Raw genomic sequence first — 21,183 nt, forward strand, 5'->3', positions numbered from 1 at the left:
ACTCCATGGTTCATTTGCGCAGCGGATCATCCCAGAATGGCCGCTCGCTTTCCTGCATCACGTCGGCGCGGCTCAAGCCCAGATCCTTCAATGCCGCCATATCCAGCTCCGCCAACTGACGGCGCTCACGCGCCAGTTGCTGCCAACGACGCAGCAGGCGCCAGACATTGACCAACCTCGGCAAGCGCCCGGACGGCATGGCCGAAGCCATTGCATAACCTTTCTGACCTTTCATCTCATCGCCCTCCCTGTGGGGTTGGCGCCAGTCTCGCGCCGGGCTTAAGATCAATCCAACGAATGTTTCTTATGCAACCCATCTCGAGAGTTGATGAATGGCTTACCACCCCAGCATTGATACCGAACTGCTGCGCAGCTTCGTCGCCATCGCCGACACCGGCGGTTTCACCCGCGCCGCCGATGCGGTGAACCGCACCCAGTCAGCGATCAGCATGCAGATGAAGCGATTGGAAGAGGATGTGGTGCAACGCCCCTTGTTCGAGCGCGACGGCCGCCAGGTTCGCCTCACGCCCGAGGGGCAGGTGCTGCTGGGTTATGCGCGGCGCATTCTCAAGCTGCATGGTGAGGTGCTCAATACCCTGCGCGAGCCGCACATGGTCGGCGCCGTGCGCATCGGCACGCCGGACGACTACGTGATGCGCTTTCTGCCGGAGATTCTCTCGCGCTTCGCCCAGGCCTACCCGCTGGTGCAGGTGGAGGTGCACTGCGAACCCTCCGGGCAGTTGCTGCAACGCCAGGATCTCGACCTGACCATCGTCACCCGCCAGCCGGGCAAGGAGATCGGCCAGTTGCTGCGCCAGGAACGCTTCGCCTGGGCCGTGGCGCAGGGTTTCGCCCCGCACGAGCAGACGCCCATGCCGCTGGCGATGTTCAATGCCGACTGTTTTTGCCGCGAGTGGGCGTGCAATGCGCTGGACGCCATGAGCCGCCCCTACCGCATCGCCTACACCAGCCCCAGCCTGTCGGCGATCTTCGCCGTGGTGCGCGCCGGGCTGGCAGTGACCGCGCAACTGCAGAGCCTGATCACCCCCGATCTGCACATCCTCGGCGAAGCCGAGGGCCTGCCGACATTGCCAATGACCAGCATCGTGCTGCTACGCAAGGAAGGCAGCCAGTCGCCAGTGACCGAGTGCCTGGCCGAGCATATCGTCGAGGGGTTCAGGCTCTAGCGCAGGGGGCGTCACAGCCTAAGATTTGCCGTTCGAGCACTTGGGTTCGACGGTAAATGTCTTGGAAACATCCACGGCGCCCAGGTGCTCCAGCGTGCGCCGGCCGATCAACACCGGATAGATCATCTTGCCGCGATTCTTCAGCGAGAACTCCTCGTTGTAGATGCGATCGCCAATGCACATCCTGAGCCTGACCACCGGGCGTCTCTCCGCGCCGCCCGCCCCTCTGACCTTGACGTTCCTTTCGACGCGCCGCTCGAAGGGGATGCTCAGGGTCTTTCCGCTCTTGCTGTCCTTGGCTTCCACATTGAAACGCACCCAGTCCTCGCCATCTTTCTCGAAGCGCTCGAGGTCTTTCGCATCCATCGACGACGTCAGGGCGCCGGTATCCAGTTTGATCTTCAGCGCAGCCTTTTCCGGCAGCAGCAGCCCCTCCTCTACCCACCCATAGACGCGGGGAGATGGCGAGTTCGTCTTCGAGTGCACGGCTGGCGAGGACATCATCGCCAGCATCAGCGCCACAGCGGAAGCGGTTACAGGGGGCATGGCCATCGACAGCTACCTCGGTTGTGAAAAGCCCACCCTACTCGGGTGCAGGTCAATTTTTCGTCAAATGGCCTGCCCGCTTGTCGCAAGCAAGGCAGGGCCGCCCTTTTGAGAGTGGTCGGGTCAGATTTCAGTTCAGTGTGTAGGGCGGGCCGAAGCGCCGGCCACGTAGAGCGGATCGGAGCGCCGACCGCTCTTAGCTCGTAGGGCGGACTCAGGAGCGCCAGCGAACAGTCCGCCGGGCCATGTCCAGTTCGGCACCACAACTCACGCCCAAGACTCCTAGCAATGGCGTACTGCTTCCGAGCGACCGGCGTCCCGGTAGGCCTTACACGCAGCATGGACGCAGGAGGTAAGCCGAGGACATGCCAGCGGCGATTCAGGCTAGCGTGGGGGGGCTTTAGCCACGATTCGCCGCTAAAGCCCCTCCCACAGAAACCAGGCGGCAACACACCTCGTCACTCGGCGCGATCCACCCGGCTCATGGCCTGGCGCTCGTAGCGCGGATAGAGGTGACTGACGCTGCGGATCAGTTCGTAGCGGCTCAGGTTGACCTGGGCGAAACGCGCGGGGATCGGTGCGCGGATCAGCTCGTTCATCTCGGCGCCCTGCTCCGCGCCCTGGCGCAGCAGGCCATCGAGCCAGCCCAGGTAGTCGCGCATCTGCGCAAAGGGCGCGGCATCGGTGGCCAGCGGGCCGTGGCCGGGCACGATCTGCTTCCAGGGCAGCGCTTGCAGGCGATCCAGATCGGCCAGCCAGACGTCCAGCCCCGGCGTGTTCGGCGTGGTCAGGGCGCGTTGGTAGAACAGGATGTCGCCGGCGAACAACACCCCCGTGCGCTGGTCGAGAATGGCCAGGTCGGCGCCGGTATGGCCGCTCAGCGCCAGTAGCTGCAGGCGTCGACCACCGATCTCAAGCACGCCCTCCTGCGCCTTTTCTGTAGGCAATACCACCTCGGTACCGCGCATCCAGTCGCCCACCAGGCGGTACATGTTTTCCGCCATGGCATCGCCCTGCTCGGCCAGCAGCTTCGTGGTGCCCGGCAAGGCGGCGATAGGTACGTCGGTGAAGGCCTGGTTACCCAGCACGTGATCGGGATGGTGATGAGTCAGCAGCACGCGCAGCACCGGCTTGCCGGTGGCATGCTCGATGCTCTGACGTAGCGCCTCGCCGTAACGGCGTGACGGGCCGGTGTCGATCACCACCACGCCGTCGGCGGTTTCGATAAAGCCGATATTGACGATATTGCCGCCGTTGTCCGCAGCGAAATTGTCGGTGCTACCTTCAACCAACCAGACCCCCTCGGCGATCTGCCGCGGTTGCAGGCGGTAGTCGAGCGCCTGGGCCAGGCTGGCGAGCAGGCAGGTCAGCAATAGTATCCAGCGCATGGAGCCCCCTGTGTGCTTGGTGCGCGCAGCGCACCCTACGCCGGCTCGTTCAGAACGCGGCCTGGAATTCGTTGCCGTTGTTGTCGCGCAGCCAGAGTTCGGCGTGGCGGTCGCCGCGCAGGTCGAAGGTCAGCGTCGGGTTCTCGCTGACCGCCGGGAACAGCTCCAGGCGCCCCAGCACCTGGCCATCCGGATCGCGCAGCTCGGCCCGTTCGATATAGAACTCGGGGATGCCACCGACCAGGCCGTTGTCCATGGGGTGCGACACCTGCAGGCGCAGGCGGCTGTCTTCGCCGCGCAGGAAGCGCTTGCCCAACACCTGGCCCAGGCGCTCCTGCCAGCCCGCTTCGGCGCGCACCACACTGGGCGCGGTGCAGCCACCGCCGGCCGCCTCCACCCGTGCCGAGCCGATATGCCAGACGCCGTCCTCGGTCAGCACCGCCGCACGAATCGGCGTGGCCTGCTCCACACGAATACGAATGGCCAAGGTCGGCTCCAGCGCGGCGCTGGGGGTGAAATCGACAATGCGCGGGATAGGGTTGAGCTCGGCCCAGGCCAGGATGCGTCTGACCTTGCCGCGATAGGCGCTGGCGTCGATCTGGATCGGCACCTGGCGCGCGTCTTCGGCGAAGGGCGGCACCTCGAGGCGCACCTGCTCATCGAAGACGAAGGGCTCGCCATCGAGCAAGCGCTGGTGGTAGTAGTCCCACATCACCGAGGCCACCGGATCGGGCGTCGCCGCCCGCGCCTCCCAGCCCCAAGCGCAGAGCGCCAGCACTATCAGGCCACGCCAATCCATTGCCCACCTCCGGCTCGCGCCCTATTGGTATTGTTCGGGCTTCTCGTAACGCAGGCCGTACTGCCCGTAGAGGCGCTCCAGCGAGCCATCGAGAATCAGTTTTTCCAGCTGTTCTTCCAGGGCATAGGCGAGTTGCCGGTTGCTTTCATGCACCGCCATGCCGATCTCCCATATCTGCCGGCCCATGTCCGGGTAAGCGTTCTCGGCCAGTGCCAGTTGCGGGTCATTGGCCTCGTGCAGCAGCCAGTCCACTTCGCCGCGCAGGGCCATCACCGCGTCCACTTCGCCTGCGCGCATGGCGACGAAGGCCAGGGTCGGCGATGGATAGTGGCGTGCCTGCGAGCGCAGCAAGCCATCTATTGCGGAGCTGAGGTAGAACGACGGCACGCTGTCCACCTCGACACCAATGGGATGCTGCTGCAGAGCATTGATGCTCGGCACTTCGGCCAGGCGACGGCGGTCGAACGCCAGTTGCCAGCGCTCGCGCTGATAGGGGCCGAACATCACCACCCGTTCGTTGACCAGCTCACCCAGTTCGTTGCGCATCTGCGCGAAGTCACGGTCATAAGGCACGCGCAGCATCAGGTCGGCCAGCTCGCCCTGAGCGGTGACCCGGCCACGCCAGATATAGTCGCGCAGGTCGTCGTCGAGCTTCTCACCGGGCGGAGCCCAGATCACCTGCAGCTTCAGGCCCAAGCCTGCGGCCAGCGCCTTGGCCAGTTCGTAGTCGACGCCACGCGGCTGGCCATCCTCCTCGAAGCTGTAGGGTGGGAAGTTCTGGTAAAGCGCCACGCGCAATACGCCCTCTTCCATGATGCGATCGTAGTCACGCACCTGCGCCTGGGCGACGCCCAGGCACAGCAACAAGCCGCTCAGCAAGAGCAGCCGGCACATGGCCGCGAAGGTCGTGAAGCACGAGCGCAGCGGATTGATCATCAAGCGCTACTCCTCGACGTGCACGCTCTCCAGGTAGCTGCGCACCGCCCACAGGGCTTCCTGGCTCAGGTAGTCGGCCATCTTCGGCATGTAGACGCGACCGTCGCGCACTGCGCCGTTGATCACCCGCTCCTTGAACCACTCGTCGCCACTGGCGCCCAGTTCCAGCAGGCGCAGATCCGGGGCGATGCCGCCGGATTTAGCTTCCAGGCCATGGCAGGCGGCGCAGTTCTGGTTGTAGGCCGAGGCGCCGATCTCGATGGCGCGCGGGTTGCCACTGTAGGGATTCTCGTCCAGCCACTCTTCGCCCAAGGGTTCCAGGCCATCGGTATTGACCGCCTGGGGCACCACATCGCCGTGCGCCCAAAGCTGGGTGGACGCGGCCAGCAGCATCAGGGCCAGGGTGGTTTGGATCTTCTTCTTGTTCATGGCTAGGACCTCATCGAATGCACGCCGAACAGCCCGTTTCGAGCTTGTGGCGTCCATCTTAGAAAGGCCCCCGCGCGCACCGAATCCTGCTTTGGTGGCCGCGTTCTAGTCCCTTGGTAGTAGGGCTTGGGTGGGGGTTTGGCTGATGCCTTGGCAGCAAGGCCAAGTCATGGGGCGACTGGGAAATCCTCCCGGCGAAGTCGGGAGTTTTTCCGTAGGCGCGGAGCTGGCCGGGCACCACCATCGGCTTGCCACTGCGGCACTTTCAACTCCAACGGGAAGCACGACCATGACAACAAGAAACCTACCCAGCAGCCCTCGCCCCCTGGCCCTTGCCCTGATGCTGGCCGGCGGCCTGGCGCTGAGCCTGGGCGCGCTGGCCAAGCCGGTCACCTGGGAAGACATCGCCAATGACCACGCCACCACCAACAACGTGCTGCAGTACGGCATGGGCACCAACGCCCAGCGCTGGAGCCCGCTCACCCAGGTCAATGCCGACAACGTGTTCAAGCTGACCCCGGCCTGGAGCTACTCCTTCGGCGACGAGAAACAGCGCGGCCAGGAATCCCAGGCCATCATCCATGACGGCGTGATCTACGTGACCGGCTCCTACTCGCGGGTATTCGCCCTTGACGCCAAGACCGGCAAGCGCCTGTGGACCTACAGCCACCGCCTGCCCGACAACATTCGCCCGTGCTGCGACGTGGTCAACCGTGGCGCCGCCATCTACGGCGACAAGATCTACTTCGGCACCCTCGACGCCCGCGTCGTGGCGCTGAACAAGGACACCGGCAAGGTGGTCTGGAACAAGAAGTTCGCCGACCACGCCGCCGGCTACACCATGACCGGCGCCCCGACCCTGGTGAAGGACGGCAAGACCGGCAAGGTGCTGCTGATCCACGGCAGCTCCGGCGACGAATTCGGCGTGGTTGGCCGCCTGTTCGCCCGCGACCCGGAGACCGGCGAGGAAGTCTGGATGCGCCCCTTCGTCGAAGGCCATATGGGCCGCCTCAACGGCAAGGACAGCACCCCCACCGGCGACGTGAAAGCGCCGAGCTGGCCGGACGATCCCAACTCGCCCACCGGCAAGAAACAGGCCTGGAGCCAGGGCGGCGGCGCGCCGTGGCAGAGCGCCAGCTTCGATGCCGAAACCAACACCATCATCGTCGGCGCCGGCAACCCGGCCCCGTGGAACGGCTGGGCGCGTACCGCCGACGGCGGCAACCCGCACGACTACGACAGCCTCTACACCTCCGGCCAGGTCGGCGTCGACCCCACCACCGGCGAAGTGAAGTGGTTCTACCAGCACACCCCCAACGACACCTGGGACTTCTCCGGCAACAACGAGCTGGTGCTGTTCGACTACAAGGACAAGGACGGCAAGGTCACCAAGGCCACCGCCCACGCCGACCGCAACGGTTTCTTCTACGTGGTCGACCGCGCCAACGGCAAGCTGAAGAACGCCTTCCCCTTCGTCGACAAGATCACCTGGGCCAGCCATATCGACCTGGAAACCGGCCGCCCGGTGGAAAACGAAGGCCAGCGCCCACCCAAGCCCAAGCCGGGTGAAAGCAAGGGCGAAGCGGTGGAAGTCTCGCCGCCCTTCCTCGGCGGCAAGAACTGGAACCCCATGGCCTACAGCCAGGACACCGGCCTGTTCTACGTACCGGCCAACCACTGGAAGGAGGACTACTGGGCCGAGGAGCCGCACTACAAGAAAGGCTCCGCCTACCTGGGCATGGGCTTCCGTATCAAGCGCCTGTTCGACGACCACGTCGGCATCCTGCGCGCCATGAACCCCACCACCGGCAAGGTCGTGTGGGAGCACAAGGAGCGCCTGCCGCTGTGGGCCGGCGTGCTGGCCACCAAGGGCAACCTGGTGTTCACCGGCACCGGCGACGGCTACTTCAAGGCCTTCGACGCCAAGAACGGCAAGGAGCTGTGGAAGTTCCAGGTCGGCACCGGGATCATCTCCCCGCCCATCACCTGGGAGCAGGACGGCGAGCAATACATCGGTGTGACCGCTGGTTACGGCGGCGCTGTGCCGCTGTGGGGCGGCGACATGGCTGAGTTGACCAAGCCGGTCGCCCAGGGCGGCTCCTTCTGGGTGTTCAAGCTGCCGAGCTGGGACAAGGCCAGCGCCCAGCGCTGAGGGCTGAACGCATGGCGCACCGTAGGGTGCGCCATGCGCACCAGCTCTTCGCGTTGCAATCTCGCCCTCTGCACTGCCCCGTAGCGCCGTAGCCTGGGTAGAGCCCAGCGAAACCCGGGGAGCCCGTTCCCGGGTTTCGCGCCGCTCTACCCAAGCTACACAACTGCACTGCCCCATTGGTGCGCACAGCGCACCCTACATGAGGACTCGCCATGAACTATCTGCCTCTACTCATCCCAGCCCTGCTGCTGGTGCTCGGCAGCCACGCCATCGGCGCCGAGACCAACAACGACGGCGTGCCGCAGATCAACGGCTGCCGTCTCGAACCCGACAGCAAATGCCCCAAGGCCGATCTGCGCGGTGCCGATCTGCGCAACCTCGACCTGCGCCGCATGGACCTGTCCGGCGCCGATCTGTCCGGCGCCGACCTACGTCACGCCAACCTCGACCTGGCCAACCTGGAAAAGGCCAAACTGCGCGGCGCCAACCTCAACCGCGCCAGCCTGCAACAGAGCAACCTGCGCCTGGCCGACCTTTCCGGCGCCAGCCTGGTGGCCATCGGCGGCTGGGGCCTGTTCGCCCAGGCCGCGCAATTCGAGGGGGCCGACATGCGCGCCGCCAACCTGGAGTTCGCCCGCCTCTCCGGGGCCAAGCTGCACGACGTGCAACTGCAGGCCGCCAACCTGGAAATGACCTGGCTGAGCAAGGCCGACCTCAAGGGCGCGCACCTTGAAGACGCCAATCTGCAGGAAGTGAAGCTCGGCGGCTCCAACCTAGAAAACGCCAACCTCAGTGGCGCCCGCGTGCGCTTCGGCAACTTTCAGGATGCCAATATGCCCGGCTGCGTCGAGTGCCCCGAGGGCTGGGACTGAGGGGGCACAATGACCTGCAGCGGACGCAGATCGTCGAGGGCTGCGCTTCCACGCAGAGCGTGGGACGGATCACACAAACAATCTGAACCATGCTCTCGGCAGGCAATCACTTCTTAGGACAGTCAGATCGAGGCCACTCTCGCGAGGGCCATCCATCTCACCGACCTAGAAGGACCTGCCGTGACCACCGCAACCTCACACGCCTACCCCAACACCCTGAGCCCGTTGCACGCCATACTGCTCTGCGGCCAGGTGCCGCTGTTTCTCGGCGCCCTGCTCAGTGATTTCGCCTACTACCGCAGCTACCAGATTCAATGGAGCAACTTCGCCTCCTGGCTGATCGCCGGTGGCATGCTCTTCGCCGGCCTGGCCCTGCTGTTCGCCCTGGTCGGCCTGTTCCGCGAACGCGGTAACGGACATGCCAGCACCTACTTCCTGCTGCTTCTGGCCACCTGGCTCGTCGGCCTGGTCAATGCCCTGGAGCATGCCAAGGACGCCTGGGCCGCCATGCCCTGGGGGCTGCTGCTCTCGCTCATCGTCGCCCTGCTGGCCTGCGTCGCCGCCTGGGTCGGCCTCGCCCAACCACGCATGGGAGATGACCGATGAACCTCGCCAAACTACTGTCCACCCTGCCCCTCGCCCTGCTGCTCAGCGCTTGTGGTGAAGATCCCGGCAACCCGCAACAGACCACCGGCGCCCAACCGCAACTGCCCGAGCCGGCACGCGGGCTGCTGCCGAGCATGAACATTGCCGAACCGACGCCCTGGGGCGAGCAGAAGCCCAGCGTGCCGGAAGGCTTCAGCATCAGCGCCATCGCCACCGACCTGAAGATTCCTCGGCAGACTCTGGTGCTACCCAACGGCGACATCCTGGTCGCCGAAGGCCGTGGCGGCAATGCCCCCAAGCTCAAGCCCAAGGACGTGATCGCCGGCATGATCAAATCGAGCGGCACCACCTCGGTGGAAAGCGGCAATCGCCTGACCCTGCTGCGCGACGCCGACGGTGACGGCGCCTATGAACTGCAGACCGTCTTCGCGGAAAACCTCAACGCCCCCTACGGCCTGGCCTTGTACCAGGGCAATCTGTACGTGGCCAACCAGGACGCCCTGGTGCGCTTCGACTACAGCGAAGGCCAGACCCAGGCCATGGGCCCGCCCAGCAAGGTCACCGACCTGCCCTCGGAGATCAACCACCACTGGACCAAGGCGCTGACCGTCAGCGAGGATGGCCGCTACCTGTACGTCGGCATCGGCTCCAACAGCAATATCACCGAGCGCGGCATGGAGGTGGAAGCCGATCGCGCCATGGTCTGGCAAATCGACGCCGCAACCGGCGCCCACAAGCCCTACGCCACCGGCCTGCGCAACCCCACCGCACTGGCCATTCAGCCGGGCACCGGTACCCTGTGGGCGGTGGCCAACGAGCGCGACGAACTGGGCGAGAACCTGGTGCCCGACTACCTCACCTCGGTCAAGGAAGGCGCCTTCTACGGCTGGCCCTACAGCTACTGGGGGCAGAACGTCGACCCACGTGTGAAGCCGCAGAACCCGGACAAGGTGGCCAGCGCCATCGCCCCGGACTACGCCCTCGGCGCCCACGTCGCCGCCCTGGGCCTGGACTTCTCCAGCGAAGTGATGGGCGAGCGCTATGCCGACGGCGTATTCGTCGGCGAGCACGGTAGCTGGAACCGCGAGGATCCGGTGGGCTACAAGGTGGTCTTCGTGCCCTTTGAGAATGGCCGCCCCGCAGGCGACCCCATCGACTTCGTCACCGGCTTTCGCGGCGAAGACGGCAAGACCCGCGGCCGCCCGGTGGGCGTAACGGTCGACCCGCGCGGCGCGCTGATCGTGGCGGATGATCTGGCGAATACGGTTTGGCGGGTGGTGCGCGAAGGTGGCGAATAAGGCTGTAAGGGTGGAAACGGCAAAGCGTTTCCACCCTCGGCATCTGAGCTGCGGACATGGTGGACAAGCTTCGCGTTGTCCACCCTACAAACTCCATCGCAGCGCAGGGTGGATCGGGGCGCGTAGCTGACGCTTTTTTCATCCACCGTTGCCGGGAAGGATATCCGAGCTACTCAATACTTCGCTAGATTTCAGAGCCTCGATGACAAGAGGCAATGTATAAACCAGCCATGGAGCGGTACTCGCGGTATCTTTTGAGCGGTGATATTCACCGGCATCAAAAGCCAGATAAATTTTCAAGGAAAAACCGGAAAGTGGTTCGCGAAAAAGCGTCGATAGCCGATTCATCGCTAAATCACCTTCGGCATACGAAAGCTCTCCGATCAAGAATTCACTGGCAACGAGACGTGAATAGGCATCACAGAACTCGACTTTCGAGAGCCCAGACTTGGTTATAACAAGCCCTGCGGAGCTCGCCCACTCCTCATCGCTTACCTGTTTCAGGTCGCGCCTTATTATGAGATGAAGCAAATCCTTTTCCATTGATCTAACACCTCAAATTTTGGCATGACTCTTATGCCTGACTTGGGAGCTACCCATTCCCACTCAGAGGTGGGAACGTTCAAGACCGAGTGTTCTACGAGCTACACCTCCGAAAACTCCTTTAACCCCGAGAACTCGCCAGGGAATTTATAAAGACTAACCATGTGCATTAGCTTTGCCTTTAGCTCGTCACCCATAACCTTAGAAGGCACACACTTTCGCACATAAGGGCCGCCATGCAAACTCCAATCGTAAACATAAAATCCAAGAGCTGCATAATCAGACCATACTTCTGAGCTGCCCCAATTAGGCGATTCGAGCTGCTCCGAAACAGTGTCATGCTCAGCATAGGCCCGCATAACGGAGCTAGGAATCGTACCTTCACCTGCAGTAGAGAACAATCCGAAACACCCTTCGCTATCCATGGCGAACCAGTCGAACTCTCTACAGCCTAAATTTTCTATATAGATACTCATTATTGATGTTTCCTCATGCCCGCGCGGGAGCAAGTATCCAACGTTCTGCGTCGCCAACTGAGTCAGCAACGCCCAGCAACAGCCCGCAGAGAGTCGAGGACAGCTTTCCCACTCAGAGCATGGAAAATATCAATATCCGAACTATTTACCCTCAATGTAAAAGACGCGAAACTTGCCATTTCATTCACTGCCCACCGCGGAAAGCTCAGCCTCCATCGTCCTCATTTCCAACTCCATTTTTTGTAGGCACTCCATTTGCTTTGAGACAGCATCATAAGCCTCAACAATTAAAGACTTGTACATTTCCTGTTCATGCAGCGACAACACCTCCCCGCTAGCACTTTTTATTGCCTTACTAACAGAAAGAGACGCCTTCACTTGAGCCAAGCATTCGAGAGAGCGATCTATCAGTTGCTTCTGGCTTTCGACATGCAACTTCAAATGATCGACCTGACGACTTAGGGCATTAATATATTGCTCATTCATGCTGTTCTCCCACATGACACCGATCGGATAAAAGCCACATTACTCTATTACACGAGAACTCGGCCTAACACCGCACACCCGCCATAGTTCTGCGTCTAGAATCTACACCTAATCAATGGTTTGCGGCGAGCCTACAGGCGATGCCAGGAGCACACTGTTTGTTCCAGATATTAGGTTTTTGTAGGAATCACCTCAGCAAGCAGACCATTGCAGCCCGCCCCCCTACCTCAAGCACTCTCCAACCCCACCCGAACCACCCCACTATCAATCGCCAAATGCACCAGCTCCGCCTGCGAGGCGATCTGCAGTTTGTTCTTTACCAGGGTCTGGTAGTTGGACAGGGTCTTGGCGCTGATGCATAGCTTCTCGGCGATCTGCTTCGGTGGCAGGCCGCGGGCGAGCATGACGAATATCTCGAATTCGCGCTGGGTCAGCTCGCGTAGGCGTGGGTCGAGGCCATCTGCGCTGGTGGGGTTGCAAGCAAGCTGGGTGGCCAGGGGTTGTTCGATATAGGCGTGGCCGGCGGCGGTACGTTTGACCGCTTCTACCAGCACTTCCGGTGAGGAGTTCTTGGTCAGGTAGCCGATGGCGCCAGCGTCCAACGCCTGACGCACCAGCGGTAGCTCGTCGTGCATGCTGAAGAACAGCACGCGCAGTTGCGGCAGGCGCTGGCGCAGGCGGCGGGTGGTTTCCAGGCCGCTGATGCCGGGCAGGCCGATGTCCATGATCACCAGGTTGGGGATCTCTTCCTGCACCCGTTGCAGGGCCTGTTCGCCGTCGCAGGCCTCGCGCAGTTGCACGTCCGGCAACAGCGCGCGCAGCAGGCTGGCGTAGCCCTGGCGCACCACGGCGTGGTCGTCTACCAGCAAAACTTTCATGACGTTGCCTCCAGGGGAATGTTCAGGCACAGCGCCCAGCCCGCTTGTGGGCGGCTGTGCAGGCGCAGTTCTCCGCCCAGGCTGCGGCTGCGTTCGCGCATCGAGCGCAGGCCGATGCCGGGGCGTAGCGGCAATGCCGTGCCCTGGCCGTTGTCGCGCACCAGCAGGCGCAGGCCCTGGCCACGGCGTTGCAGGCGAATGCGCACTTCGCTGGCATCGGCATGGCGGGCCACATTGGTCAGCGCCTCCTGCACCAGGCGATAGAGATGGGCCTTGCTCGCCAGCGGCAGGCTCGGCAGTTGTTCACCCAGTTGCAGGCGGCAGCGAATGCCTTGCGCCTGCTGCCAGTCGGCGGCCAGTTGTTGCAATGCCGGGCCCAGCTCCAGGCGCTCCAGCACCACCGGGTAGAGATCGCGGATCAGGCTGCGAAAGCCCTGCTGCAGGCGTTCGCAGTTGTCGTCCAGCAGGCGCGCGGTGTCTTGCACCTGTTGCGGGCGGTCGGCGATCACCTTGAGCAGGCAGGCCTGGGCGCGAATGCCGCTGAGGTACTGGCCGAGGTCGTCATGCAGGGTCTGGCCGAGGCGCGTGCGCTCGCGCTCCTGCAGCTCCAGCAGGGATTGGGTCAGCTCGACGTTGTCCGCCTGCACCTGCTGCAGGGTGATGGCCATGTCATTGAAGTGCCCAGCCAGGCGTTTGGCCTCGGCCAAACCGTGGTCACGCAGGCGGGTGTCGAAGTGGCCGGCCCCGACCTGGCGCAGGCCGGTGAGCAGTTCGTCCAGCACACGGCGGGCGCGGCGCACGGCGAAGCGGATGGTGAGCAGGCTGAGGATCAGGGCGAAGGCACTGAGCAACAGCAGTTGCAGTAGCGAGTCCTGGATTTCCTCGATCTCGTCGAAGGGGTCGAGGGCAATATGCAATTCACGGCCATCGGCCAGCGGCCAGGCATCGCTCACCAGCGTCGTCGAACCCAGCAGGCGTTCGGCGATCCAGCGCTCGACCAGGCTCTTGCTCTGCGCCCTGGGCTGCTCGCCGGGGCGCAACCAGCTCACGCGGATATGCCGCAGGTTCTCGGTCAGTTCCGGACGCAGGCTGCCGGGGTTGGTGCGCGCCACTTCGCCGAGGTATTCCACCACCGCCTCGGCGGCCTGCAGCTCACGCTGCACGTCATGACTGGCCTGGCGCAGCAGCAGCGTCAGCCCGGCCAGGGTCACCAGCACGAAGAGCAGGCTGACCACCAGGTTGATGCGGCCGAGGGCGCTCATCTGCGTGGCCGCGCTACTTGACCACGAAGTAGCCGAGCATGCCCTTGCCTTCCAAGCCCTTGGCATAGAAGCGGTATTTGCCCGGTTTGACCGGCAGGAAGAAGATTTCCGCCTCGCCGGCGTCCTCGAACTCCAGCTCGGTGAGGGTCATGGCCTTGACCTCCACGCCGCCGGCCTCGACCTTGCGCAGGTAGATGGCAGTGGCGAACTCCGGCGCCTGGAAGGCGTATTCCTTCTGCCCGCTGGCGATGACCTTGAGCTGGTAGGCCTGGCCGGTTTCAAGCTGGTATTCGTGCTGCGACATGAAGTAGTCGCTGTCGTCGTTGCCCAGCACCAGGTCGGGCAGCGCCACCGGGCGGCGGGTCATGTCGCCGGCGGCGTGCAACTGATCGACGCCGAGCAGGCTGATGATCAGCAACAAAGGCAGCAGCAGGGCCTTGAAAATACGCATGAAGGTCACCGTTATTGTTATTGGGCGGTGCCTGCCATGCTAGGAAGTAAAGCCCCACACCGGGTTACTACCTTGGTACTAGCGGGCTGGTACTTTGGGCCGGCTGGCCGCGCCAATTGGCGTGACGGACTACGACCTTCGTAGGTGGCGGGCACTACCTTGGGCATATTTCCCGAGCAGGCCGCCCTTCCTATGCTGACGGCATCCTCCGATGGAGCCGCCCCATGCGCCTGCTCAGCCACGCCCTGCTCTGCCTGTTCGCCAGTCTCGGCCTGACCCTGGGCGCCAGCGCGGACGAGCTGCAGGTGCGCATCGGCTACCTGGCGCATCAGCCACCGCGTGGCCCGCTGCTGTCCAACGTCATTCCCGAACCCACCGACGCAGGGCGCCGTGGCGCCGAACTGGCGATCATCGACAGCAACAGCACCGGGCGCTTCCTCAAGCAGCAGTTCGAGTTGCACAGCGCCGAGAGCGAGCAGGCCGATGAGTTGCTCGCCGCTGCCGAGCAGCAGCACCAGGCCGGCATTCGCCTGTTCGTGGTCAACGCCCCGGTCGCCACCCTGCGCCTGCTCAGCGAACGCCTGCCGGACAGCCTGTTGTTCAATGCCGGCAGTGCCGATGATGACCTGCGCCGCGAACAGTGCCTGGGCAACGTGCTGCACACCCTGCCCAGCCGCGCCATGCTGGCCGATGCCCTGGCGCAGTTTCTCGCGGTGCGGAAATGGACGCGCTGGCTGCTGGTGACCGGCAACACCGAGGACGACAGCGCCTACGCCGCCGCGCTCAAGCGCGCGGCCAAACGCTTCGGCCACAAGATCATCGCCGAGAAGCCCTGGAGCTTCGACAACGACCAGCGCCGCAGCGCCCAGGCGGAGATGCCGTTGTTCACCCAGGCCGGCGAGTACGACGTGGTGCTGGTGGCCGACGAGCGCGGCGACTTCGGCGAATACCTGCCCTACAACACCTGGCTGCCGCGCCCGGTGGCCGGCACCCAGGGCCTGACCCCGACCGCCTGGCACAAGACAGTGGAAACCTTCGGCGCCGCGCAATTGCAGAAGCGCTTCGAGGAGTTGGCCGGGCGCTGGATGAACGATCGCGACTTCGCCGCCTGGATGGCCGTGCGCAGCATCGCCGCCGCCGTGACCAAGCTGCGCGCCGCCGAGCCGCAGGCCATTCGCGCTCTGGCGCTGTCCGCCGACCTGCCGTTGGATGGCTTCAAGGGCCGCAAGCTGAGCTTCCGCCCGTGGAATGGCGAGCTGCGCCAACCCATCGAGCTGGTGCACCCGCGCGCGCTGGTCAGCACCTCGCCGCAGGAAGGTTTTCTCCACCCCAGCAACGAGATGGACAGCCTCGGTTATGACCAGCCTGAAGTGAGCTGCGATCTGGCGGGCACCGCCAACTGATGGTGCGCACGGCGCACCCTACCCACACCGAGCCGTAGGGTGCGCTGCGCGCACCACTGCCGCCCAAGACAACAACAAGAGGATCAACCCCATGCGTCTGCCCCGCCTCGCCTGCGCCGTCGCCTTCGGCCTGGCCTGCCACTCGGCCCTTGCCGCCACCGCCTACGTGTCCAACGAGAAGGATGACAGCATCAGCGTCATCGACCTGGACAGCCTGGAAGTCACCGCCACCCTGGATGTCGGCATGCGCCCGCGCGGGCTGCTGCTGTCTTCCGACAACAAGCTCTTGTACATCTGCGCCAGCGACTCGGATCGCGTGCAAGTGATGGATCTGGCCACGCGCAAGATCGTCAAGGAACTGCCCTCCGGTGCCGACCCCGAGCAGTTCGCCCTGCACCCCAACGACCGCTGGCTGTACATCTCCAACGAGGACGATGCGCTGGTCACTGTGGTCGACACCCAGAGCGACGAGGTGCTGGCGCAGATCGACGTGGGCGTGGAACCCGAAGGTATGGCGGTGAGCCCGGACGGCAAGTGGGCGGTCAATACCAGCGAAACCACCAACATGCTGCACTGGATCGATACCAGCACCCAGCAACTGGTGGACAACACCCTGGTCGACCAGCGCCCGCGCCATGTCGAGTTCAGCAAGGACGGCAAGCGCCTGTGGGCCTCGGCAGAGATCGGCGGCACGGTAACCGTGCTGGATGTAGATTCGCGCCAGGTGCTCAAGGTGCTCAGGTTCGCCATCAAGGGTGTGCACCCGGACAAGGTGCAGCCGGTAGGCGTCAGGCTGACCGACGACGGCAAGTACGCCTTCATCGCCCTCGGCCCGGCCAATCATGTGGCCGTGGTGGATGCCAAGACCTTCGAGATTCTCGACTACCTGCTGGTGGGCCGGCGCGTCTGGCACCTGGCGTTCACCCCGGATCAGAAGCGCCTGCTGACCACCAACGGCGTCAGCGGCGACGTGTCGGTGATCGATGTGGACAGCCTCGAGGTAACCAAGTCGATCAAGGTCGGCCGTTACCCCTGGGGCGTGGTGGTGACGCCATGAATGCACTGGAGGTGAGCGGCGTCGCTTTCGCCTATGGCGCGCGTCAGGCCCTCAGCGGGCTGGACTTCGAGCTGGCGCCGGGACGCTTCGGCGCCCTGCTCGGCCCCAACGGCGCCGGCAAGTCCACCCTGATCGCCCTGCTCACCCGTCTTTACGACCTGCAGCAGGGCGACATCCATATCTTCGGCCACAGCCTGCGCGACGAGCCACGCCAGGCGCTGCGCCAGCTCGGCGTGGTGTTCCAGCAGAGCACGCTGGATCTCGACCTGTCGGTGCAGCAGAACCTCGCCTATCACGCTGCGCTGCATGGCATGCCGCGCCGCGCGGCGCAGGCGCGTATCGAAGAGGAACTGCTGCGCCAGGAGCTGGCCGAGCGCCGCCACGACAAGGTACGCACGCTCAATGGCGGCCACCGCCGCCGCGTGGAGATCGCCCGTGCCCTGCTCCATCAACCGCGCCTGCTGCTGCTCGACGAGGCCAGCGCCGGGCTCGACCCGGCCAGCCGCCTGGCGCTCGGCCGACACGTGCGCAACCTGTGCCGCGAGCAGGGTCTGTGCGTGCTGTGGACGACCCACCTGCTGGACGAGATCGAATCCAGCGATGACCTGCTGATCCTGCATCGTGGCGAGCGCGTGGCCTGGGGCAAGGCCAGCCAGTTCGGCGACGACCTGGCCATCAGCTTCGCCCGCCTGACCGGCGACGAGGCGCTGGGTCGGGGACATGTGCGCGAGGCGCTACGACCGAAACGTGTCGACGACATTGATGATGCTGAAACAGGCCCGGTGCGCACGGCGCACCCTACGCGAGGTGCGCGCTGATGACCGCCTATTGGGAATGCCTGCGCGGCATCGTGCTGCGCGAATGGCTGCGCTTCGTGCTGCAACGCTCGCGCTTTCTCAGCGCTCTGGTGCGCCCGCTGCTGTGGCTGCTGGTGTTCGCCGCCGGCTTTCGCGCCGCACTCGGCATCGCCATCATCGAGCCTTACGACACCTACATCACCTACGACACCTATATCGTCCCGGGCCTGGCCTGCATGATCCTGCTGTTCAATGGCATGCAGGGCTCGCTGTCGATGGTCTACGACCGCGAGATGGGCAGCATGCGCGTGCTGCTCACCAGCCCGCTGCCACGCGCCTTCCTGCTGGTGGCCAAGCTGCTGGCCACCGCGCTGATCTCGCTGCTGCAGGTCTACGCCTTCCTCGCCATCGCCTGGGTGTATGGCGTGCAACCGCCGGCCTGGGGCCTGCTCGCCGCGCTGCCGGCACTGCTGCTGGTGGCGCTGCTGCTCAGTGCGCTGGGTTTGTTGCTGTCCAACGGCATACGGCAACTGGAGAACTTCGCCGGGGTGATGAATTTCGTCATCTTCCCCATGTTCTTCCTGTCGTCGGCGCTGTACCCGCTGTGGAAGATGCGCGAGTCCAGCGAGTGGCTGTACTGGCTGTGCGCGGTCAACCCCTTCACCCATGCGGTGGAGCTGGTGCGCAATGCGCTGTACCTGCGTTTGCACCTTGAAGCGCTGCTGATCTGCGCCGGGCTGACCCTGCTGCTCACCCTGCTTGCCGTGGTCAGTTTCAACCCGCAGCACGCGGCGCTGCGCAAGGCGGGCTAGGCAGAAGGCGGCGTACTGCTTCGCGAGTACGCGACACGCAGACCAAACACGCCCCGTAGGGCGGACTCAGCCGTGTAGGGCGGACTCAGGAGCGCCAGCGAACAGTCCGCCAGGCCATGCCAAGCCTGGCTGAACAACGAAACTCAATCGGCGTATTGCTTCCGAGCGGCCGGCGCACCGTGACGCCCTACCGCTCTACGACGCTCACACCCGCCCTACCAACTGACCACCCTACTACTTTGGTACTGGTTTTCCTCTCCATCGTCGAATTCCCAAGCCTGCGACCATGGCCTGTAATACCCGCACAAGAATAAGTAGAGAACTCGCCATGAAGTACCGTCTGCCTGTGCCTGCAGGCCTGATGCTCGTCTCGCTGCTATTGGCCGGCCTGGCACGTGCCGAATCACTGTTCGACGCCGAAGGCTATCGCAGCGGCCAGTACCGCAGCCCCACCCCGACTCATCTGCAAGGCGTGCAGATTCTCGATACGCCCTCACTGCAGAAGCTGCTTACCGAACGCCCGCAGACTCGCCTGATCGATGTCTATCGCCGCCCCTGGGTGCAGAACCGCTTCGTCGAAGACGCAGCTCACGCCAACCTGCCCGACAGCCTGTGGCTGGCCAACGCCGGCGACGGCAATCTGGGCAGCCTCTGGCAGCGCTATTTCGCTCATTACCTGCAACAGGACAGCCGTGGCGACATGCGCCAGCCCTTCGTGTTCTACTGCCGCTCCGATTGCTGGCTGAGCTGGAATGCCGCGCGCCGCGCCCAGGCCCTGGGCTATCGTGAGTTGTACTGGTATCGCGATGGCATCGATGCCTGGGAACAGGCCGGCCTGCCCCTGGTGCCGGCACAACCTGCCGAGATGCCGCGCGCTTTCCTCACGCCCACCGCCACACCATAATCACGACAACGAGGTGCAAGGCCATGTACAAGATTCTGATTGCCGACGACCATCCGCTGTTTCGTGAAGCCATCCATAACGTCATCGCCGACGGCTTTCCCGGTAGCGAGATCATGGAAACCGCCGACCTGGACAGTGCCCTGGCACTGACCCTGGAGCACGACGACCTGGATCTGATCCTGCTCGACCTGAACATGCCCGGCATGCACGGCCTGGGCGGCCTGATGAACCTGCGCAACGAGGCACCGACCATCCCGGTGGTGATCGTCTCCGCCGAGCAGGACAAACAGGTGGTGCTGCAGGCCATCACCTACGGCGCGGTGGGTTTCATCACCAAGTCCTCGCCACGGGCGCAGATGACCGATGCCATCGGCCAGATCCTCGACGGCAACGTCTACCTGCCACCGGACATCATCCGCACGCAGAAGAGCGGCAACTCGCGCCCGCACCACGACAACCCGAGCATCGCCCCGGAGCTGCTGCAGGCGCTGACGCGCAAGCAACTGCTGGTGCTCGAACGCATGACCAAGGGCGAGTCGAACAAGCAGATCGCCTACAGCCTGGATATCGCCGAAACCACGGTCAAGGCGCATGTCTCGGCCATCCTGCGCAAGCTGGGGGTGCATAACCGGGTGCAGGCGATCCTCTCGGCCGGGGATATCGATTTCACCGCCTACCTGCGGCGCTGAGCGCTGTGCTAAAACGGCGCCTTCCTCATCAGGAGCCGTCTCCATGCTGATCCGCCCCTTCCAACTGGCCGACCAAGCCGCTGTCATCGATCTTTGGCGGCGCTGCGACCTGATCCGCCCCTGGAACGATCCGTTCAAGGACATCCAGCGCAAGCTCGCGGTGCAGCCCGAGCTGTTTCTCGTCGGTGAACTCGACGGCGCCCTGGTGGCCTCGGCCATGGCCGGCTACGAGGGGCATCGCGGCTGGGTCAACTACCTGGCGGTGTGCCCCGACAGGCGCAAGCAAGGCCTGGCCCGGCAACTGATGGCCCATATCGAGGAAAAGATGCTTGCCCTCGGCTGCCCCAAGCTGAGCCTGCTGGTGCGCAATACCAATCAGCAGGCCCTGGTCTTCTACGAACGCCTCGGCTATCAGGCCGATGCTTCGGTAAGCCTGGGCAAGCGTCTGATCAGCGACGAGTGATGGGCTGCCTCATATACGCAACTGGCCCAGGCTCTGCAGCACGCTGGCACCGGTGAACAGCATCAGCACCTGTTCCTCGGCCAGGGCACGAATGGCCTCGCGCCGCTGCGGCTGGCCGATGTAGTCCAGCGACAGCTCGAACAGGTTGCGGCTGATCAGCCCCGACACCTGGCGCACGGTGGTCGCACTGACGGTTCGTGGCAGCAGCTCCAGTTCGAGCACGTCCTCGGCCATGTCGCTGGCAAAATCGTCCATCACTTGGCGCAGCGCCTCGCGCAGCACCGGCGAGGCGCCATGCAATTCGCGTACGCCGATGATGAAGGCCTCGGGGTGCTCGGCGGCAAAGTCGAAGAACAGCTTTACCGTCTCATGGCAGACCCGTCGCCCACGCCCGAGGTCGATGCCCAGCAGCTTGGGCAGCATCGCCCCCTTGTCGCTCACCGCCCGCTGCGCCGCCTCGCGGCGCAGGTCGCGCAGTGGCTGGCGCAACAGCACGTTGATCTCTTCGATGATGGTCAGACCGAGGTCGTCGACATCGCGAAAGTGCCGGTAGAAGGTGTTGGGGTTGAGCCCCGCCTCGCGCGCCAACTCGCGCAGGCCCAGGCTGCTCAGGCTGCGATGGGTCGAGGTAAGGCGTAACGCCGCCTCCAGCAACAGACGCTTGCCAGGTGCGGCCACGGCCCGTTCGCGCAGTGATGTGTCGTCGTCCTGCATGCTGACCCCTACCTAAAGTTGGTTTGTCGATTGGC

General features: G+C 64.1%; 25 protein-coding genes. 12 read left to right on the plus strand and 13 right to left on the minus strand.

Annotated elements, in window-relative coordinates:
* Positions 1-10 precede the first annotated feature (10 nt).
* Entirely contained in the window at positions 11-235 is a 225-nt protein-coding gene (locus ACSVIK_RS03990; protein WP_442443075.1) for a DUF1127 domain-containing protein, read from the minus strand.
* Between the two features lie 97 nt (positions 236-332).
* On the opposite strand from ACSVIK_RS03990, the gene ACSVIK_RS03995 reads away from it, so the two are divergent.
* Complete coding sequence (locus ACSVIK_RS03995) at positions 333-1,187, plus strand: LysR substrate-binding domain-containing protein (protein ID WP_442443076.1); 855 nt, start codon at positions 333-335, stop codon at positions 1,185-1,187.
* An 18-nt stretch (positions 1,188-1,205) separates the two neighbouring features.
* On the opposite strand, the gene rloA3 is transcribed toward ACSVIK_RS03995, so the two are convergent.
* The 5 genes from rloA3 to pedF all read right to left on the minus strand — a co-directional run bounded on the left by rloA3 (position 1,206) and on the right by pedF (position 5,285).
* The gene (rloA3, locus tag ACSVIK_RS04000) at positions 1,206-1,733 is read right to left on the minus strand and encodes a retropepsin-like aspartic peptidase RloA3 (RefSeq protein ID WP_442443145.1); all 528 of its coding nucleotides are present in this window, start codon (positions 1,731-1,733) and stop codon (positions 1,206-1,208) included.
* A gap of 458 nt (positions 1,734-2,191) precedes the next feature.
* A complete protein-coding gene (locus ACSVIK_RS04005; RefSeq protein WP_442443077.1) occupies positions 2,192-3,121 on the minus strand; it encodes a quinoprotein relay system zinc metallohydrolase 1 in 930 nt (309 codons plus the stop codon).
* A gap of 49 nt (positions 3,122-3,170) precedes the next feature.
* Positions 3,171-3,920 carry a quinoprotein dehydrogenase-associated SoxYZ-like carrier gene (locus ACSVIK_RS04010; protein WP_442443078.1) on the minus strand — a complete coding sequence of 250 codons (750 nt, stop codon included), beginning with the start codon at positions 3,918-3,920 and terminating at the stop codon, positions 3,171-3,173.
* A gap of 21 nt (positions 3,921-3,941) precedes the next feature.
* Positions 3,942-4,814: a substrate-binding periplasmic protein gene (locus ACSVIK_RS04015; protein ID WP_442443146.1), complete on the minus strand. Its 873-nt coding sequence runs from the start codon at positions 4,812-4,814 to the stop codon at positions 3,942-3,944.
* Positions 4,815-4,862: 48 nt separating this feature from the next.
* A complete protein-coding gene (gene pedF, locus ACSVIK_RS04020) occupies positions 4,863-5,285 on the minus strand; it encodes a cytochrome c-550 PedF (RefSeq protein WP_442443079.1) in 423 nt (140 codons plus the stop codon).
* Between the two features lie 289 nt (positions 5,286-5,574).
* On the opposite strand from pedF, the gene exaA reads away from it, so the two are divergent.
* From exaA to ACSVIK_RS04040, 4 genes are all read left to right on the plus strand, one after another.
* On the plus strand, positions 5,575-7,437 hold the full coding sequence (gene exaA, locus ACSVIK_RS04025; protein WP_442443080.1) for a quinoprotein ethanol dehydrogenase: 1,863 nt from the start codon (positions 5,575-5,577) through the stop codon (positions 7,435-7,437).
* 212 nt (positions 7,438-7,649) lie between these two features.
* Positions 7,650-8,309: a pentapeptide repeat-containing protein gene (locus tag ACSVIK_RS04030; protein ID WP_442443081.1), complete on the plus strand. Its 660-nt coding sequence runs from the start codon at positions 7,650-7,652 to the stop codon at positions 8,307-8,309.
* Positions 8,310-8,489: 180 nt separating this feature from the next.
* Positions 8,490-8,915: a DUF2231 domain-containing protein gene (locus tag ACSVIK_RS04035; protein WP_442443082.1), complete on the plus strand. Its 426-nt coding sequence runs from the start codon at positions 8,490-8,492 to the stop codon at positions 8,913-8,915.
* Positions 8,912-10,213: a PQQ-dependent sugar dehydrogenase gene (locus tag ACSVIK_RS04040; RefSeq protein ID WP_442443083.1), complete on the plus strand. Its 1,302-nt coding sequence runs from the start codon at positions 8,912-8,914 to the stop codon at positions 10,211-10,213. The genes ACSVIK_RS04035 and ACSVIK_RS04040 overlap by 4 nt, the downstream gene beginning before the upstream one ends.
* A gap of 138 nt (positions 10,214-10,351) precedes the next feature.
* On the opposite strand, the gene ACSVIK_RS04045 is transcribed toward ACSVIK_RS04040, so the two are convergent.
* The 6 genes from ACSVIK_RS04045 to ACSVIK_RS04070 all read right to left on the minus strand — a co-directional run bounded on the left by ACSVIK_RS04045 (position 10,352) and on the right by ACSVIK_RS04070 (position 14,309).
* Positions 10,352-10,756, minus strand: a complete 405-nt coding sequence (locus ACSVIK_RS04045; protein WP_442443084.1) for a hypothetical protein — start codon at positions 10,754-10,756, stop codon at positions 10,352-10,354.
* Positions 10,757-10,857: 101 nt separating this feature from the next.
* Positions 10,858-11,232 carry a hypothetical protein gene (locus tag ACSVIK_RS04050; protein ID WP_442443085.1) on the minus strand — a complete coding sequence of 125 codons (375 nt, stop codon included), beginning with the start codon at positions 11,230-11,232 and terminating at the stop codon, positions 10,858-10,860.
* A gap of 180 nt (positions 11,233-11,412) precedes the next feature.
* Positions 11,413-11,718: a hypothetical protein gene (locus ACSVIK_RS04055; RefSeq protein ID WP_442443086.1), complete on the minus strand. Its 306-nt coding sequence runs from the start codon at positions 11,716-11,718 to the stop codon at positions 11,413-11,415.
* 227 nt (positions 11,719-11,945) lie between these two features.
* Complete coding sequence (locus ACSVIK_RS04060) at positions 11,946-12,596, minus strand: response regulator transcription factor (protein WP_442443087.1); 651 nt, start codon at positions 12,594-12,596, stop codon at positions 11,946-11,948.
* Entirely contained in the window at positions 12,593-13,858 is a 1,266-nt protein-coding gene (locus ACSVIK_RS04065) for a HAMP domain-containing sensor histidine kinase (RefSeq protein ID WP_442443088.1), read from the minus strand. Before ACSVIK_RS04065 ends, ACSVIK_RS04060 begins: the two co-directional genes overlap by 4 nt.
* Before the next feature lie 13 nt (positions 13,859-13,871).
* Positions 13,872-14,309 carry a copper-binding protein gene (locus ACSVIK_RS04070; RefSeq protein ID WP_442443089.1) on the minus strand — a complete coding sequence of 146 codons (438 nt, stop codon included), beginning with the start codon at positions 14,307-14,309 and terminating at the stop codon, positions 13,872-13,874.
* 224 nt (positions 14,310-14,533) lie between these two features.
* On the opposite strand from ACSVIK_RS04070, the gene ACSVIK_RS04075 reads away from it, so the two are divergent.
* From ACSVIK_RS04075 to ACSVIK_RS04105, 7 genes are all read left to right on the plus strand, one after another.
* A complete protein-coding gene (locus tag ACSVIK_RS04075) occupies positions 14,534-15,712 on the plus strand; it encodes an ABC transporter substrate-binding protein (RefSeq protein WP_442443090.1) in 1,179 nt (392 codons plus the stop codon).
* Between the two features lie 91 nt (positions 15,713-15,803).
* Entirely contained in the window at positions 15,804-16,769 is a 966-nt protein-coding gene (locus ACSVIK_RS04080; RefSeq protein WP_442443091.1) for a YVTN family beta-propeller repeat protein, read from the plus strand.
* The gene (locus ACSVIK_RS04085) at positions 16,766-17,587 is read left to right on the plus strand and encodes an ABC transporter ATP-binding protein (RefSeq protein ID WP_442443092.1); all 822 of its coding nucleotides are present in this window, start codon (positions 16,766-16,768) and stop codon (positions 17,585-17,587) included. The genes ACSVIK_RS04080 and ACSVIK_RS04085 overlap by 4 nt, the downstream gene beginning before the upstream one ends.
* Positions 17,587-18,378, plus strand: a complete 792-nt coding sequence (locus tag ACSVIK_RS04090) for an ABC transporter permease (protein ID WP_442443093.1) — start codon at positions 17,587-17,589, stop codon at positions 18,376-18,378. The genes ACSVIK_RS04085 and ACSVIK_RS04090 overlap by 1 nt, the downstream gene beginning before the upstream one ends.
* 328 nt (positions 18,379-18,706) lie before the next feature.
* Complete coding sequence (locus ACSVIK_RS04095; RefSeq protein ID WP_442443094.1) at positions 18,707-19,282, plus strand: PQQ-dependent catabolism-associated CXXCW motif protein; 576 nt, start codon at positions 18,707-18,709, stop codon at positions 19,280-19,282.
* 23 nt (positions 19,283-19,305) lie between these two features.
* Positions 19,306-19,971, plus strand: a complete 666-nt coding sequence (locus ACSVIK_RS04100; protein WP_442443095.1) for a response regulator — start codon at positions 19,306-19,308, stop codon at positions 19,969-19,971.
* 43 nt (positions 19,972-20,014) lie between these two features.
* Positions 20,015-20,434 (plus strand): GNAT family acetyltransferase, encoded by a 420-nt coding sequence (locus ACSVIK_RS04105; protein ID WP_442443096.1) that lies wholly within the window; start codon positions 20,015-20,017, stop codon positions 20,432-20,434.
* 9 nt (positions 20,435-20,443) lie between these two features.
* On the opposite strand, the gene ACSVIK_RS04110 is transcribed toward ACSVIK_RS04105, so the two are convergent.
* Positions 20,444-21,148 (minus strand): TetR family transcriptional regulator, encoded by a 705-nt coding sequence (locus ACSVIK_RS04110; protein WP_442443097.1) that lies wholly within the window; start codon positions 21,146-21,148, stop codon positions 20,444-20,446.
* Positions 21,149-21,183: the final 35 nt, after the last annotated feature.

Source organism: Pseudomonas sp. NCHU5216 (assembly GCF_052156495.1).
GTDB lineage: Bacteria > Pseudomonadota > Gammaproteobacteria > Pseudomonadales > Pseudomonadaceae > Aquipseudomonas.